The sequence below is a fragment of the Streptomyces erythrochromogenes genome (assembly GCF_040684695.1).
In the GTDB taxonomy this organism is placed as follows: domain Bacteria; phylum Actinomycetota; class Actinomycetes; order Streptomycetales; family Streptomycetaceae; genus Streptomyces; species Streptomyces erythrochromogenes_C.
Map to the genome: position 1 here is coordinate 816859 of NZ_JBFBGM010000001.1, position 16478 is coordinate 833336.

Genomic DNA, 16478 nt, shown 5'->3' on the forward strand with positions numbered 1-16478 from the left:
CACTCCCTAAACGGCCTGGGGGAAACGGAAGAGCCGGTCCGGATCGTGGGTACGCCGGACCTCCTCCAGCCGGGCGAGGTTCGGGCCGTAGTAGGCCTCGCGCCAGCCGCTGAGCTTGGGGTCGATGTAGTTCTGGTAAGCACGTCCGCTCGCCCACGGGCGCAGGTCCCGCCACAGGCCGTCGAGCCAGGCCTCGTGCCGGGCCACGTCGGCGGCCGGTGCGGATTCGGGCCAGTGGACGAGGTACTGGGCGAGGAAGGCGCTGTCGCGGTGGGCGAAGGCGGTGTCGCCCACCGCCACCCGGTTCACGGCGCCGCCGCAGACCCCGTCGAACTGGACCACGCCGAGCCCGCCCCGCGGAGCGTCGGCCCCGTACCGCCGGACGGCGTCCAGGACCGCGCCGATCGCCGCGTCCGGCAGCCCCGCGCCCGCCCAGAAGTCGGAGCGGGCGGCGTAGGAGTGCCGGGCGAGCCGTCCCCGCGGGTCCCGGCCGGGCAGGGTGCCGGGCAGCCGGCACTCCGCGGCGCTCAGGTCCAGGCACCCGGACATGGCCCGCAGGGTGTCCCCGTGGCTGCGCACGACGGTCCAGCTGTCCCGCGGCGCGGCGCCGACCAGGTCGGTCAGCCGCGTCAACTGCCTTTCCAGTTCCGTGCGTCCGTCGAGGCACACCACCCGGACCGAGGGAACGGCGGCGGTCGCGTCGCCCGCCCCGGGGCCGGACGCGGGTCCGCGGTCGCGGCCGGACGCGGCCTCGACGGTGAACTCGACCTGGCTCCAGAACGGGTCCGGCAGGCCGGCCAGCCAGCGCTGCCAGCCGCGCAGGACGTCCGCGGAAGCGGCGGCCGGCCAGTGGAGCTCCGCGAAGGCGCAGTCGCCGGCGCCGTGAGTCCGGAAGCGGAACTCGGTCACCACGCCGAAGTTGCCGCCGCCACCGCCGCGCAGGGCCCAGAAAAGGTCCGGATGCGCGTCCCGCTCCGCCGACACCTCGCGCACGGTCCCGTCGGGGGTGACCACACGCGCCCCGGTCAGCCGGTCGGCCGTGGTGCCGTACGCCCGGGAGGCGAGGCCCAGCCCGCCGCCGAGCGTGAGCCCCGCGATGCCGACGGAGGGGCACAGCCCGGTCGGGACCGACAGGCCCCGCGCCGCGAGGGCCGCGTGCACGTCACCGAGCCGGGCGCCCGCGCCGATCCGTACGCCGTCCCCCTCGACCGCCACCGAGGCCATCGCCGCGGTGTCGACCACCAGGGCGCCGGCCCCGGTGGACCAGCCGGCGTAGCCGTGCCCGCCGCCGCGCGGCACCACCGGCACGGCCGTGCGGCGGGCGAAGTCCAGGCAGACGGCGACGTCCCCGGCGTGCGCGGGATAGGCGACCGCGGCCGGCGCGACGGCGTCGTAGCGGGGCTGGAACAGCCGCCTGGACTCCGGGTAGTCGCGGTCCCCGGGAAGCACCAGCCGTCCGTCGATGCCCCGGGCCAGCGCGCCGTAGTCCGGGCCCCGGGACGCGGCCGCGCCGACGGTGGCGAGGACGGCCGCGGCAGCACCGCCGAGTACCTGGCGCCGATGGAGGCTCATACCTCCTTCCTGCCACCGTCCGTCCGGATCCCGGTGCAGGCGGGTCCCACGCGCACCGCGTTGACCCCCGAACGGCTCATCGCGGAAACGGTTCGACTCGTCATATGTGCAGACCGGGTCGCCCTCGTGCAAACCCTGCGACGATCCCCCGCCCGGCGAAGACGCCGCCGTACCCTGCCCCCATGAGTCTTGTGGATCTCACCGCGCACGCCGAAGAGTTCAACGCCGACCCGTACCCCTTCTACGAGGCCCTGCGCGCCACCGGCCCCGTCCACCGGCTGGTGCTGGGCGGCGAACGCACCTGGCTGGTCGTCGGCCACCAGGAGGCGAGAGAAGCCCTGACCCACCCCGCCCTGTCGAAGAACTGGCTCGGATCGGAACTGTTCGAGGTCGCGCAGGTCCACGCCGTCGCCACCAACATGCTGGACACGGACCCGCCGCACCACACCCGGCTGCGGCGCCTGGTGGCCGCCGAGTTCACCACCCGCCGGGTCGAGTCCCTGCGCCCCCGGATCCAGCAGATCACCGACGGGCTGCTGGACGCGATGGAGGCCCTGCCCGACCGCCGCGCCGACCTGATCCGGTCCTTCGCCGTCCCGCTGCCGATGACCCTCATCTGCGAGCTGCTGGGCGTCCCCGACCTGGACCGGGCCCGGTTCCGCTACTGGTCGGGCGAGATCGTCGCCCCGCTCGACGGCGTCGGCGCGGACCCCCGCGTCCTGGGGGAGATGACCGCGTACCTCTCCGAACTCGTCGCGGCCAAGGCCGACGATCCCGGTGACGACCTGCTCAGCGCCCTGATCCGGACCCGCGACGGGGACGGCGACCGGCTCTCGCCGGACGAGCTGATCGGCATGGCGTTCCTGCTGCTGGTCGCGGGCCACGAGACCACCGTGAACCTGATCGGCAACGGGGTGCGCGCCCTGCTCGCCCACCCCGAGCAGCTGGCCGCGCTGCGCGCCGACCCGGACGGGCTGATCGACGGCGCGGTGGAGGAGATGCTGCGCTACGACGGCCCGGTGCAGCACGCCACGTACCGCTTCGCCGACACCGATCTGGAGCTGGGCGGCGTCCCCATCGCGACCGGATCCTCCGTCATGGTCGCCCTCGCCGCGGCCGACCGCGATCCGGCACGCTTCGCCGGTCCGGGACCCGGACCCGAGGCGTTCGACATCCACCGCACCGGCCCGGGCCACCTGGCGTTCGGCCACGGCATCCACTACTGCCTCGGCGCACCGCTCGCCCGCGTGGAGGGCCGCATCGCGATCCGCTCACTGCTGGAACGTTTCCCCGGCCTGGCCGAGGACCCGGACGCGGGCCCGCACGACTGGCTCCCGGGCACCCTGATGCGCGGCGTGACCCGCCTCCCCCTGCGCTGGTGATCCGGCGTCCCCGCGTCACCCCCGCGCGGCGAACCGTTTCAGCTCGCCGGCGCCCCCGCGGCGGCTCTTCGGCCGGCGTCAGGGGGTGGGCGGGGCGAGGGGCCGCAGGCGGCGGTGGAGGAGGCAGAACTCGTTGCCTTCCGGGTCGGCCAGGACGTGCCAGTTCTCCGTGCCGTCCTGGCCGATGTCCACGGGCCTGGCGCCGAGGGCGAGCAGCCGTTCCAGCTCGGCGGCCTGGTCGCGGTCGGTGGCGTTGACGTCGATGTGCAGCGGCAGTTTGCCGGTCCGCCGGTCGTGGCTCGGGCTGAGGACGAGCGTGGGCTGCGGGCCGCCGAAGCCGGCGTCGGGCGGCCCGATCTCGATGCTGCCGTCGTCCTCGCGGCCGAGTTCGACGTAACCGAGGACCTTGCTCCAGAACTCGGCGAGCCGTTCGGGTTCGGCGCAGTCCAGGACCAGCTCACTGATGCGGCATGCCATGCCCCTCAGTCTACGGAGCCGCCCCGCCGCCGGTCGTGACCCGCGGCCGTCGACGCCCCCGACCACGCGGCGCGGTGCGGTGCCGGGCAGGGCGGGCCGCCCGGCAGGATCCGAAGAGACGGCCTACCCCTTGCGGGCCAGCAGGAAGGCCTGCGGAGCGGCTTCGTCGGGCGCCGGTTCGCGCAGGAGGCGTGCCACCTCGGTCAGGCCGGCGCCGGCCAGCAGGGCGGCGATCCGGTCGGGCGGGGTCCGGTAGACGTCGAGGCCGACCGGGTGCCCGTACGCGTGCTCCAGCCGGACCCGTTCGTCACCCGCCTCGAAGGCGATCAGGGCGTGCCCGCCCGGCGTCAGTACGCGGGCGAACTCCCCGAACAGCGGGGCAAGTTCCGAGGGCGGCGTGTGGACCGTCGAGTGCCGGGCGAGGACCCCGCCCAGCACCCCGTCCGCCACGTCCAGCGCGGCCATCGAGCCCACCTCGAACCGCAGCCCCCGATAGGCCCTGCGGGCCACCGCCACCATCGCCGGTGACAGGTCCACGCCGAAGACCCGTACGCCGAGCCCGGCCAGATGCGCCGTCACCCCGCCCGGGCCGCAGCCCAGGTCCGCGACCGCCCGGCCGGGGCCGCCGCCCTCCCCCCGCACGCACTCGGCGAAAGCGGCCAGCATGGCTCTGTCCAGCGGCTTCCCCGCCAGTTCCGTGCCGAGCAGCCGTGCGTAGTCGCCGGCGACGGCGTCGTAGGACGCCCGTACGGAGTGCAGGTACGAGGAAGCTGTCATGCCCCTGAACAGTAGCCCGCCCGGGGCCCCGGATCATCCTCCGGTCATCGGCCGGCCAGCGGATTGGGCAGTTCCGCCCACTGGTCGCCCGGGACCCCCGGGCTCAGCCGCATGAGGGTGAGCGCCTTCGTGGGCAGCGGGCTCCTCAGCAGCGCCTCGGTGTCGGCCGTCGCCGGCAGGCCGGCCGCCTCCGCGAGCGCCCCGGCGAAGGCGCCGGCCGAGCCCGCCGTGGCGCCGAGCGCCCCCGTCAGCAGGGACCCGAACAGCTTGCGGCGCAGGACGTCCACGTCGTCCGTGACCAGCCGCCCCGACAGCGGCGGCACCGGCAGCCCGTGCGCCCGCAGCCGGGCCGGGCTGATCCGGATGTCGGCGAGGTCGCGGTAGACCAGCCGCACGGGCGCGCCGGCGGGGGAGAGGACGACCAGGAGGTTCTGGCCGTGGGCCTCCAGCGCCACCCCGAGTTCCAGCACCCGCAGGCCCACCGACAGCGCGAGCCGGGCGAACCGCGCCCGCCAGGCGGCCGACCGGGCCGGCGGGTAGCAGGTCAGGGCGGCCACCGGCAGCACCCGCTCGCCCGCCGAGGCGTCCGCGTACGCCTCGGGCGGCTCGCGCAGCACGGCCGCGAGATCGGGGCTGTGCGCGGTCGCCGCGCCCAGGGTCCGGGTGATGTGCAGCCGCCCGTCGAGCCGTTCGGCCAGCCCCTGGGCGAAGGCGGACACCGCCGCCGCCGTCTCGATGGAGTAGACCGAGATGTCCCGGACGGAGGAGGTCAGCCGGGCGCTCAGCGCCGTCTTGACGTGCGCGCCGCCGTCGGCGGGCGCCAACGTCCGCAGGGCCATCAGCGGGTGCGCCGCGAAACCGGTCCGCACCCGCTCGTGCTTGAGCACGTGCGCCGCCTGCCACGGGTGCACCGGGAGGAGGATCCGCCCGCCGTCGCGCAGCCGCTCCGGCCAGTCCCCGGTGACCAGGCACTCCTCGGCCCGTACGGGGACCAAACCGAGCTCCACCACCGGCCGGTGCTCGGGCGCGTACGCCAGCTGCTCGGCGACCGAGAAGCCCGGCCGGGAGCGGCAGTTGGGGTGGTAGGGGTGGCCGTCGACCACCCGCTGCTCCCACTCCCAGGTGGCCAGTGCCGCAGGGTCCTCCCCGGCAGGGTCCTCCGCGGCGGCGCCCTCCTCGGCGGGGGGCTGCCCGGCCCGGGAGAGCGCGAGGGAGGCCGTACTGGCGTCCAGCTCGGCGGCGAAGTCCTCCCCGTGCGGGATCCCGAGGGCCCTGACGAGCTGTCCGGCACGGCGGTGGGCCCGGCCGTCGAGCAGCAGCTCCTCCACGTACGCCTGCGTCGCGTACGGGTCCGGAGGCGGCCCCTCCAGCCGGCCGCCTCCGGCCAGCAGCAGCGCCAGACCGCCCGGGGCCGCCTCGCGGCCCACGACCCAGGGCAGGGGTTCGAAGGCCAGGGCCCGCCACAGCCGGGTGAGCACGGCGGCCCGGGCACCGCCCAGTGAGGCGGCGTACGAGGGCACGAGCGCGGGCCGCACGGCGGCCAGTTCGGCGGCGACGGCTTCTTCGGCCGCGGAGGAGGGAATGGGCATGCTGGACTCCGCCTTCGGAATGTCGCTTCGAGTGTCACTTCGAATGTCGCTTCACGGGATGATCAAGTAATCATTGCGGATACCGACGATCACGGCCGGTGGTTCCGCTTCGCGGACCTCCGGCCACCGGATGGACCGAATGGAACCAGTGGACCTCAACGCCGCCGCAGACGCCTACGCCGCCACCCCGCTCCTGAACTGCCTGCTCCGGGAGGCGGCCGAGCCCGTCGGGCCGGACGAGCCGGCCGGGGCGGACGTGCCCGCCGGGGCGGCCGTGCACCGGCTGCGGGGCAGCGGGCGGCTGCTCCGCGTACGGGGCGGCCGCCGTCCCGTGCACCCGCACCTGCGGACGGCGAACGGCTGGCACCCGCTCAGCCACACGGAACTGGTCAAACTCGTCTCCGACGAACTCGGCCGGTTCACCGGGGTGACCAACGACGAACTCCCGGTCGAGATCACCGACAGCCGCGACGCGCTCCTGGCGCTGCTCGCCGCCCGCGCCGCCGCGGAGCCCCCGGCGGACCCGTACGTGCTCTCCGAGCAGTCCCTCGTCATGGGCCACCCGCACCACCCCGCACCCAAGGCCCGCGGCGGGGCCCCGGCCGGGAGCTGGCTGCCGTACGCGCCCGAGGCGTACGCCCGTTTCCCGCTGGTCTTCCTGGGGCTGCGCGAGGACCAGGTCGTCGAGGAGGGCGGGCCGGCCCTCACCGAGGCCGTCGACTCCCTCGCCGGCCTCCTCGACGGGCCGCGCGCCCCGGCCGGCTACCGGCTGCTGCCCGCCCACCCCTGGCAGCTCGACCTGGTCGGCGACCGGCCCGCGGTGCGCGAGGCGTTCGCCGACGGCCGGCTGTTGCGCCTCGGCCGGAGCGGGCGGCCGGCCTGGCCCACCGCGTCCATCCGCACCCTGCACGTTCCGGATCCGGCGGCCGACCTCTTCGTAAAGTTCAGCCTGGACGTACGGATCACCAACGACGTGCGCCGGCTGTGGCGGCACGACCTGCTCCGGCTGAGGCGCACCGACGCGGCCGTCGAGGCCGGATTCGCCGCCCTGCGCGCGACCGGATCGGACGCGGCCTGGCTCGCCGACCGCGGCTACCGCACCGCGGCCTTCGCCTTCGAGGAACTGGCCGTCCTGGTCCGCGACGGCCTGCGCGCCCACACCCTGCCCGGGGCCACCCCGCTGCTGGCCGCCGCGCTCGCCGAGGGCTACCCCGGGAGCCCGCCGGCCGGCGCCGCCGACCCGCTCGCGTGGTGGCGGGCGTACCTGCGCCAGGTCGTGCCGCCCGTGCTCGAACTCTTCGCCCGGCACGGCGTCGTACTGGAGGCGCACCTGCAGAACACCGTGATCGCGGTCGACGCGTCGGGCATGCCGGTGCAGGCCCTCTTCCGGGACGCGGAGGGGGTCAAACTCCTGCCGGAACTCTCGCGCGCCGACGCCTGGGAGCGCCTGGTGTACTGCCTGGTGGTCAACAACCTGTCGGAGATCGCCGCGACCCTGGCCGACCGGTACCCGGACCTCTCCCCGCTCCTGTGGCCCGCCGTACGCGAGGAGCTGCTGCGCTACGAGGCCCGGCGCGGGCTCCCCGAGATCGCCGCGCTCCTCACCGCCCCGGACCTGCCCGCGAAGACCAACCTCCTGCTGCGCTGGACCCGCGCCGACGGCGCGGACGCCCGCTACCGCCCCCTGCCGAACCCCCTGCGCACGTAGCGGGCGCGTGGGGCGTGGGGCGTGCCGCCGGTCAGGAGAAGGGCACCCGGTCGGGGCCGCAGACCGTGCCGGGCGGCGGGAGCGTCCCGTCGACGAAGTAGCGGCTCTCGTACGCGCTGATGCAGCTGCTGCCGTTGTTGAACAGTGCGGTGTGGCCGTAGCCGTCGTTCGTGAGCAGGCGGGCGTCGGCCAGCTCGCGGGCCATGGCCTGGGCGCCGGTGTAGGGCGTGGAGGGGTCGTACCGGGTTCCGATCACCAGGACGGGACGGGCGGTGGGCGTGTCCCACGGGCCGTCGTACCGGGCGGCGGCCCGGGCCGGCCAGGTGGCGCAGCCCTCGGCCGCCCACGTCCAGAAGCGTCCCGCGTCCCCGGCCCGGCGGGCGCTTTCCTCCTCCAGGCCGTGGTAGGCGGCGGGGTCGCGGGGGTTGGGGCTGTCGCCGCACCACACGGCGGACGCCTGCTCGTCGCCCAGGTAGGGGTTCGGCCGGTCCACCGGGGGCGGCGGCGGGTACACGGGGGGCTTGGGTTCCCGGCCCTGCGACAGGTCCTGGAGCCGGCCGGCGAGGGCCGTCCAGCCGGGGTCGACGATGTAGAGGCTGGTGACCGTGTCGGCGACGGTCCTGGCGTACGTCCACGGGCCGACCGGATGCTCCCGCAGCCGCTGCATCAGCCGGTCGAACTTCTCCCGGGTGGCCTCGGGGCTGCCGGCCGAGAAGGCGCAGCGGGTGGCCGGTGCCGATCCGCACAGGGTGAGGAACCGGTCGAGGGTGGCCGCGGCACTGACGTCCGAGCCCATGCGCAGGAAGGTCGGGGTGCGTGACTCGCCCTGCCCGGCGCCGTCGGTCCAGGCCCGGGGGGCGATGTTGCTGTCGAGGACCATGGCGCGGACGCGGTCGGGGAAGAGGTTGGCGTAGGTGGCGCCGAGGATCGTGCCGTAGGAGACGCCCAGGTAGTTCAGCTGTGCCTCGCCCACCGACCGGCGCAGCAGGTCGAGGTCGCGGGCGGTGTCGGCGGTCGAGACGTGGCGCAGCAGGTCCGGGTCGCGCTTCTCGCAGAGCCGGCCGAGGTCCTCGTAGGCGTCGATCCACGCCGTGCGCTCCTGCGCGCCGACGGGGAAGCCGCCGGGTGGGCGGGCCGCCCAGGCGGTCGCCTGCTCGGTGGTGTCGAAGCAGTTCACGGCGGTGCTGTTGCCGATCCCGCGCGGGTCCCAGCTGACGATGTCGAACCGGTCCCGCAGCTCCTCGGGGAAGCGGTCGTAGTTCTGCGGCACCTGTACGGTCCCGGGGCCCCCGGGACCGCCGGGGTTCACGAACAGGGTGCCGACGCGCCGGGCGGGATCGCCGGCCTGGCGGCGGACGACCGCGAGGTCGATGGTGCGGCCCGCGGGGGCGGCGTGGTCGAGCGGCACCTTCGCCGTGGCGCAGTCCCACGGGCTGCCGGGCTTGCACGGTTTCCAGTCGAGTTTCGGGACGGTCACCGAGGGTGATGGTGCGGGAGGTGGGGGCGGGGCGGTGGCGCGGGGGGAGACGGCCGCCGCGGGGCCGGTGAGCAGCGCGGAGCAGGCCAGCGCGGCGGTGAGGACGGCCGCGCGGCGGCGTCGGCGGCGGGCTGTGGGGCCTGGAGCGGACATGGCGGCCCTCCTCGGACACGGCGAGGGCCGGTCCGGCGGCCGATGCCGCCGCATCGGTGCACACGCCTCTCCCCCCACCCAACCGCGTTTCGCCGGCCCGCGCGAGCCGGGCGCTCCCCGGCGCCGGACGGCGGGGGTAGGTTGGAGTGGTGATCGACTTTCTCCGGGGCGCCCCGGTCGCAGGCAGTCTCGACGTCGTCTGGCACGCTGGCTGGCCCTCCCCGAAGCACGACCCGGCCCCGGAGATCCAGGTCCACGCCCACTCCGAACACACCGTGATCCTGCGCCAGAACAAGTCCGTGCACTACGAAGCCCCCTTCCTCTTCCTCCTCTTCGGCAATGAACGGGCGCTGCTGCTCGATACGGGCGCGTCCGCGGACCCGGCCCACTTCCCCCTGCGGGACACGGTCGACCGCCTCGTCGAGAACTGGCTGGAACGGCACCCGAGGCCCGCGTACGAGCTGGTGGTCGCCCACACCCACGGACACGGCGACCACATCGCGGCGGACGGGCAGTTCGCCGACCGGCCCCTCACCACGGTCGTGGGACCGGGGCTGGAGGAGGTCGCGACCGCTTTCGGCCTGGCCGACTGGCCGCACCGCACCGGCGCGCTCGACCTGGGCGGCCGGGTCCTGGACCTGATCCCCGGCCCCGGCCACCAGCGGGCCGCCCTGGTCTTCCACGACCGCCACACCGGCATCCTGCTGACCGGCGACTCCCTGTATCCGGGGCGGCTCTACATCGAGGACCGGGAGGCCTACTCGGCCACCGTCGACCGGTTGCTGGACTTCTGCGCCACCCGGCCGGTGCGGCACGTCATCGGCTGCCACATCGAGATGACCACCACGCCGGGCCAGGACTACCCCCGCGGCACCACGCACCAGCCGGACGAGCCGCCGCTCCAGCTCACCCCGGAGCACCTGCGCACCCTGCGCAAGGCCCTCGACGAGACGCCGGACGGCCGCGGCACCCACCCCCACGCGGACTTCGTCCTCGTCTACCGCGACTGACGGCCGGCCAGCCCGCCCGGCGCGTGGTGCGGAACCGGCCAACGTGGCGGCGGGGCCCGATCCTGCCTCACTCAAAGGTATAGACCAATGCTAGGTTGGTCGGGCACCGCGCAGTCCTTGACCACCCGTCAGAGGAGAAGCCATGCCCTCCCCTTCGCGGGGCGGCGGCCCGGCCGTCATGCCCAAGTACCAGCGGATCGCCGCAGCCCTGCGCCGCGATCTCGACCGCGCCGCGCACACCCCCGGCGGAAGACTGCCCTCCGAGCGCAGTCTGGCCGCCCGCTACCAGGTCAACCGGCAGACCATCAGGGCCGCCCTGCAGCACCTGCGCGAGGACGGCCTGGTCGTGACCGGGCGGCGCGGCTCCCGCCCCGCCGTCACGGCCGAGGTCGTCCCCACCGCTGCCGATCCGGTGGCCTTCGGGCCGGCCGCCCCCGCCCCCGGCCTCACCCGGAGCTGGGTCGCGGTGACCGCCGTCCCGCCCTCCCTCGCCGCTCCGCTCGGCATGTCGGGCGGGGACCGCACCCTGGTCCACCATCACCGCGAGCGGGGCCCGGCCGGGGAGACGCTCCGCCACGCCGTCACCCGCTTCAGCCCGGACGTCGTCGCGCGCACCCCCGAGCTGGCCGTCTGCCGCAACCGGGCGGCGCGCTCCACCGACCGGGACCTGGCCGCCCTCCAGAACTGGCTGGAGCGGGCCGCGGCGACGGGCCGGGTCGCCGAGACCATCACCATGACCCGCACCATCCACCCGCCGGCGCCCGCTCCGCCCGCCCCGGCCGCCACCCCCTCCTGCGGCCTGACCGTACGCCGGACCGTGCACGCCCCGTCCGGCCTGCTCGTCGCCGTGACCGACCTGGCCTTCCCCACCTGGGACCACCTGACGTTCCATCGTGACCGCCGTCACCCCGCCGTCGCCGGCTTCCGGGTCCAGGGGCCGTGACCCGCCGTCGGGGCCTGCCCGCCCGACCGTGAGGTGGATCACTCGGGCGTTTGCCGGAGTGAATGCCGGGCATCGGCGCAGCTGGAGCGGAACCCCGTCCTCCGGCGCATCGCGTCGGAGGACGGGGCGCACGCGGGCGGATCCCGTCCCGCTCCACGGCCGCGCCGGCCCGACCCGCGCGCCGTACCCGGTACGACCCGCGAGGTGTATGTGTCCACGCTCCAGGCCGAGCACGTCTACAAGGTGTTCGGAGACCGGCCCGACGACGCCGTGCGCGCACTCGAAGGCGGCAGCGACCGCGCCGAGCTGCGCGCCGACGGAGCGACGGCGGCGGTCATCGACGTCTCCTTCGACGTCGAGCCCGGCCAGATCTTCGTCGTCATGGGGCTGTCGGGTTCCGGCAAGTCCACCCTGCTGCGCATGCTGAACGGCCTGCTGGAGCCCACCGCGGGACGCATCCTCTTCGGGGGCCAGGACCTCACCGCGCTCAGCGCGCGCGAGCTGCGCCGCGTCCGGTCCACGAAGATATCCATGGTCTTCCAGCACTTCGCTCTCTTCCCGCACCGCAACGTTCTGGAGAACGCCGCCTACGGGCTGGAGGTGCAGGGGGTGTCCCGCGCCGACCGCGACCGCCGGGCCGCCGAGGCCCTGGCCCTGTGCGGGCTCGAAGGCTGGGAGATGGCCTGGCCCGACGAGCTCTCCGGCGGCATGCAGCAGAGAGTCGGCCTCGCCCGGGCCCTGGCAACCGACGCCGACCTCCTGCTCATGGACGAGTCGTTCAGCGCACTGGACCCGCTCATCCGCCGCGACATGCAGGACCAGCTCCTCGAACTCCAGCGGAGCCTGCGCAAGACCATCGTCTTCATCACGCACGACCTCAACGAGGCCATGCGCCTGGGCGACGGCATCGCCGTCATGCGCGACGGCCGCATCGTCCAGCAGGGCACGGCCGAGGACATCCTGACCCGCCCCGCCGACGACTACGTCGCCTCCTTCGTCCAGGACGTCGACCGCTCCCGGGTGCTGACCGCCGACGCGGTGATGACCACGACCGGCCCGGCCCGCCCCCACGCCGGCACCTGCGGCTGCCCCACCGTCAGCGCCGACACCCCCCTCGCCGACCTGTGCGCCGTCAGCGCCCGTGTCCCGCACCCGGTCGCCGTCACCGGCACCGACGGCGCTGTCGTCGGCTCCGTGCCCCAGGACCGCCTCGTCGCCTTCATCGGCGACGAGCAGCGGGCCCCGGTGCGCTGCGCGGAGGTGGCCGCCTGATGCCCCGCATTCCCCTCGGCGCCTGGGTCGACAGCGGAGTCGACTTCCTCCAGAGCCGGCTGTCCTGGCTGTTCGACGCCATCAGCGCGCTCGTCACCGGTCTCTACGACGGCCTCGTCGCCGTCCTCTCAGCGCCCGCCCCGCTGCTGTTCGCCGGCATCGTCGCCATCGCCGCCTGGTGGCTGCGCGGCCTGCTGGCGGGCGTGCTCGCCTTCGCCGGATTCGCACTCGTCGACTCCGTCGGGCTCTGGTCCGACGCCATGTCCACGCTGTCGCTGGTCCTGGTCGCCACGCTCGTCACCCTGGTGTTCGCGATCCCGCTCGGCATCTGGGCGGCCCGGTCGGACCGGGTCAGTGCGGTCATGAAGCCGGTCCTCGACTTCATGCAGACCATGCCGGCCATGGTCTACCTCATCCCCGGCATCATCTTCTTCGGGGTGGGCGTGGTGCCCGGCATCATCGCGACTATCGTCTTCTCGCTGCCGCCGGGCGTACGGATGACCGAACTCGGCATCCGCCAGGTCGACGCCGAACTGGTCGAGGCCGCCGAAGCGTTCGGCACCACCCCGCGCGACACCCTCGTCCGCGTCCAGCTGCCGCTGGCCCTGCCCACCCTCATGGCGGGCGTCAACCAGGTCATCATGCTCGGCCTGTCCATGGTCGTCATCGCCGGCATGGTCGGCGGCGGCGGACTCGGCGGCGCCGTCTACAAGGCCATCGGCAACGTCGACATCGGCCTCGGCTTCGAGGCGGGCCTGTCCATCGTCATCCTCGCCATGTACCTCGACCGGATGACCGGCGCCCTCGGCCGCCAGGTCTCCCCGCTGGGCCGGCGCACCCTCGCCCGCGCCCGGTCGGCCGCCACCGGCGCCGCCCGCGTGTGGAACCACCGCCCCCAGCCCGCCTACGCCGTCACCGGAGCCGTCGTACTGGCCCTGGTCGCGGGCGGCCTGAGCACCTTCGGCGGCTCCGGCCGCGAGGAGGGACCGGAAGGCGCCGCGAACATCGGCAAGGGCCGCACCGTCTCCATCGGCTACATCCCGTGGGACGAGGGCGTCGCCTCCACCTTCCTCTGGAAGGAGCTCCTGGAACGGCGCGGCTTCAAGGTCGACACCCGGCAGCTGGAGGCCGGCGCGCTCTACACCGGCCTGGCCGGCGGCGGCCTCGACTTCCAGACCGACGCCTGGCTGCCCGTCACCCACGCCCAGTACTGGGAGAAGTACGGCAAGAAGCTGGAGGACCTCGGCTCCTGGTACGGCCCGACCTCCATCGAGCTCGCCGTGCCCTCGTACATGAAGGACGTCCGCTCCCTCGCCGACCTCAAGGGCAAGGCCGGGCAGTTCAAGGGCCGCATCATCGGCATCGAGCCGAGCGCCGGCGCCATGGGCCTGCTCAAGGACAAGGTCATGAAGGAGTACGGCCTGGAGGGCGAGTACCAGGTCGTCGACGGCTCCACCCCCGGCATGCTCGCCGAGCTCAAGCGCGCCTACGACAAGAAGGAGCCGGTGGTCACCGTCCTGTGGTCGCCGCACTGGGCCTACTCCTCCTACGAGCTGACCAAGCTGGAGGACCCGAAGGGCGTCTGGGGCAAGGGCGACGGCATCCACACCCTGGCCCGCAAGGGCTTCGCCGACGACGAGCCCGAGGTGGCCGCCTGGCTGCGCTCCTTCAAGCTCACCGAGGAGCAGCTCACCGGCCTGGAGGCGCGCATCCAGCAGACCGGCAAGGGCAAGGAGCAGCAGGCGGTCCGCGCCTGGCTGAAGGACCACCCGGAGGTGGACGAGCTGCCCGTCTGAGGTGCCCGGCACGACGGACGGCCGAAGGGCGCCGGTGCGCGCGGATCCCGTACGGGAACCCGCGCGCCCGGCGCCCTCGCGCGTACGGGCCGCGGTGCTCAGGGCACCAGGACGCGTTCCGGCGCACCGGCCCCGGCCACCCCGGCCTCCGGCGCGGGCCGGGGCTCCGCCGGCCGCGGCTTCGCGGGCCACCACAGGGACCGGCCCAGGAGCACCGCGCACGCCGGGACCAGGACGATCGACAGGACGAAGGCCGAGAGCATGATCCCCAGCGCCGTCGCGAAGCCGATCTGCTGTGTGGCCGCGACCGGATTGACCGCGAGGCTGCCGAAGGAGGCCGCCAGCACCACCCCGGCCGTCGCCACGGCCGGCGCGGTGTGCCGTACCGCCCGCGCCACCGCGTCCCGGGCCGGGCCGGGCCGTTCCATCTCCTCCCGGATCCGGTCGGTCACCAGGATGTTGTAGTCGGTGCCCAGCGCGACCACGAACAGGAACAGCACCAGCGGCAGCGTGAACGCCACGCCCGGCTGGTCCAGCCCGTGCTGGAAGACGAGCGCCGAGGCACCGAGGGTGGCGGCGAACCCCAGACCCACCGCGAGCATCAGGATCAGCGGGGCGAGCAGGCTGCGCAGCAGCAGGAAGAGAATGAGCGCGATCAGGGCCGCCGCGACCGGGAACACCAGCCGCAGGTCCTCGTCCACGGCCGTCGAGACGTCGGCGAACACCGCCGCGGTGCCGCCCACATGGGCCTCGGTACCGTCCGGCCGGTGCACGGAGACCGCGTCGCGGACCGGGCCCGACGCCAGGTCGCGGGCCTCCTGGCCGTGCGGATCGGCGTTCGGGAACAGGTCGATGCGCGCCGCGAGGCGGTCCTCGCTGAGCACTGTCGGGGCGACCTGCCCCACCCCCTCCAGCCGGGAGAGCGTCCCGGACAGGCCCTCGACCCGGCCGGCGGTCAGCGGTGCGCCGTCCGACGCCGTGACGTAGACGCTGATCGGGTCCGAGACACCGGCCGGCATGGCCCGGGAGATCTCGGCCGCGGTGGCCGCGGCGGCCGTCCGCTCACCGTCCGCGCCGCCCGACCCGTAGTCCATCCGTATGCCGGCCGTGCCCGCGGCGAGCGCGCCGAGCAGCGCCACGCAGGCGAGGGCCGCGGTGAGGGGACGCCGGACCAGCCACGTGCCGAGCCGGGCGGCCGAACCGCCGCGGGGCTCGCGCCGGTGAGCCCGCGAGGGCCAGAACATCCTGCGCCCGGTGACCGCGAGCAGCGCCGGCATGAAGGTGAGGCTGCCGAACAGCATCACCAGCACGGACACGGCGATGGCCGGACCGAGCACCCGGAACTGCCCGAAGGAGGCCACCCCGAGCGTGGCGAACGCCGCGACGATGGTGAGCGCCGCCGAGGTCACCGCCGTGCCCACGCGCCCGGACACCTCGGCCGCCGCGGCCCGCCCCGGCTGCTCGGGCCGCCGGCGCAGCTGCTCGCGGAAGCGGAACAGCAGGAAGAGGAAGTAGTCGATGCCGATGCCCACCAGTACGACGTTGATGAGTTGCGGGGTGGACGGATCGAGGGTGATGCCGGTCAGCATCGCGACGCCGACCACCGTGCCGGTCGCGGCGCCGCCGATGACGGACACGACGATCAGCGGCAGCAGCGCGGCGAGCACGCTGCGGAACACCAGCACGTGCAGCAGCACGATCACGCCGAGCATGACGTAGGCGACGACCCGGGCCCGGGTCTCCTCGGCGTCGACGGCGTCGACGGTGGAGGCGAGCCCGCCCGTGTAGCCGGTGCGGAACCCGGCCTCGGCGAACCCGGCCCGGGACTGCTCGCGCAGGGCCCGGTAGGTGTCCTGGACCCCCGGGTCCTGGGGATTGCCCGTCAACTCCACGGACAGCAGCCGGAAGCTGCGGTCGGGGGCCGTCATGACCGGGGCGACCTTCGGTGTCTGGGAGTGGTCCTGGGCGAACGGAGTCTCCTGCTCGGGCGCGGGCATGGCCACCCGCCGGCTGCCGAGCCGCGCGGCCTCCTCGTCGATGCGCCGTTCGTCGGCGCCGCTCAGCCGCCCGCCGTCCGGCCGGGCCACCAGCACGGTCAGCGTGTTGGCGTCCGGCTTCACCCCGAACCGCTCCTCGGCGACCTTCAGGGCCGCCGCCGAGTCGTAGGACGGGGGCAGGAAATCGCCGGTGTTGCTCTGGGTGGCGCGGAAGACGAGCGCCTGGCCGGCGATCGTCAGGGCGATGCCGAGCACGGCCCAGACGGCGATCACCTTCCACGGATTCCTCGTCGAGAACCCGGTCAGGGCGCGGATCACGTGACTC

The 16478-nt window shown here is 74.7% G+C and carries 12 protein-coding genes; 6 read left to right on the plus strand and 6 right to left on the minus strand.

The features are described 5' to 3' along the window. Positions 1–6: 6 nt before the first annotated feature. Entirely contained in the window at positions 7–1572 is a 1566-nt protein-coding gene (locus AB0O53_RS03520) for an FAD-binding oxidoreductase (protein WP_365193016.1), read from the minus strand. A gap of 143 nt (positions 1573–1715) precedes the next feature. On the opposite strand from AB0O53_RS03520, the gene AB0O53_RS03525 reads away from it, so the two are divergent. Continuing rightward, entirely contained in the window at positions 1716–2954 is a 1239-nt protein-coding gene (locus tag AB0O53_RS03525) for a cytochrome P450 family protein (protein WP_350989691.1), read from the plus strand. Positions 2955–3032: 78 nt separating this feature from the next. Here AB0O53_RS03525 and AB0O53_RS03530 read toward each other — a convergent pair whose 3' ends face one another. From AB0O53_RS03530 to AB0O53_RS03540, 3 genes are all read right to left on the minus strand, one after another. After that, positions 3033–3431, minus strand: coding sequence for a VOC family protein (locus tag AB0O53_RS03530; RefSeq protein WP_350989474.1), 399 nt, complete (start codon positions 3429–3431; stop codon positions 3033–3035). A gap of 123 nt (positions 3432–3554) precedes the next feature. Beyond that, positions 3555–4208, minus strand: coding sequence for a class I SAM-dependent DNA methyltransferase (locus AB0O53_RS03535; RefSeq protein WP_365193018.1), 654 nt, complete (start codon positions 4206–4208; stop codon positions 3555–3557). A gap of 44 nt (positions 4209–4252) precedes the next feature. Continuing rightward, entirely contained in the window at positions 4253–5797 is a 1545-nt protein-coding gene (locus AB0O53_RS03540) for an IucA/IucC family protein (RefSeq protein ID WP_365193020.1), read from the minus strand. A gap of 130 nt (positions 5798–5927) precedes the next feature. Here AB0O53_RS03540 and AB0O53_RS03545 point away from each other — a divergent pair, with 130 nt between their 5' ends. Continuing rightward, the gene (locus AB0O53_RS03545) at positions 5928–7505 is read left to right on the plus strand and encodes an IucA/IucC family protein (RefSeq protein WP_365193022.1); all 1578 of its coding nucleotides are present in this window, start codon (positions 5928–5930) and stop codon (positions 7503–7505) included. A 31-nt stretch (positions 7506–7536) separates the two neighbouring features. On the opposite strand, the gene AB0O53_RS03550 is transcribed toward AB0O53_RS03545, so the two are convergent. Further along, a complete protein-coding gene (locus tag AB0O53_RS03550; RefSeq protein WP_365193024.1) occupies positions 7537–9135 on the minus strand; it encodes an alpha/beta fold hydrolase in 1599 nt (532 codons plus the stop codon). 149 nt (positions 9136–9284) lie between these two features. On the opposite strand from AB0O53_RS03550, the gene AB0O53_RS03555 reads away from it, so the two are divergent. The 4 genes from AB0O53_RS03555 (at position 9285) to AB0O53_RS03570 (ending at position 14156) form a co-directional block, all read left to right on the plus strand. Beyond that, positions 9285–10145: an MBL fold metallo-hydrolase gene (locus AB0O53_RS03555; protein WP_365193025.1), complete on the plus strand. Its 861-nt coding sequence runs from the start codon at positions 9285–9287 to the stop codon at positions 10143–10145. 142 nt (positions 10146–10287) lie between these two features. After that, complete coding sequence (locus AB0O53_RS03560; protein WP_365193027.1) at positions 10288–11088, plus strand: GntR family transcriptional regulator; 801 nt, start codon at positions 10288–10290, stop codon at positions 11086–11088. Between the two features lie 210 nt (positions 11089–11298). Beyond that, on the plus strand, positions 11299–12360 hold the full coding sequence (locus AB0O53_RS03565) for a quaternary amine ABC transporter ATP-binding protein (protein WP_350989487.1): 1062 nt from the start codon (positions 11299–11301) through the stop codon (positions 12358–12360). After that, on the plus strand, positions 12360–14156 hold the full coding sequence (locus AB0O53_RS03570; protein WP_365193029.1) for an ABC transporter permease/substrate binding protein: 1797 nt from the start codon (positions 12360–12362) through the stop codon (positions 14154–14156). Before AB0O53_RS03565 ends, AB0O53_RS03570 begins: the two co-directional genes overlap by 1 nt. 98 nt (positions 14157–14254) lie before the next feature. On the opposite strand, the gene AB0O53_RS03575 is transcribed toward AB0O53_RS03570, so the two are convergent. Then, a complete protein-coding gene (locus tag AB0O53_RS03575) occupies positions 14255–16471 on the minus strand; it encodes an MMPL family transporter (RefSeq protein WP_365193031.1) in 2217 nt (738 codons plus the stop codon). Positions 16472–16478 lie beyond the last annotated feature (7 nt).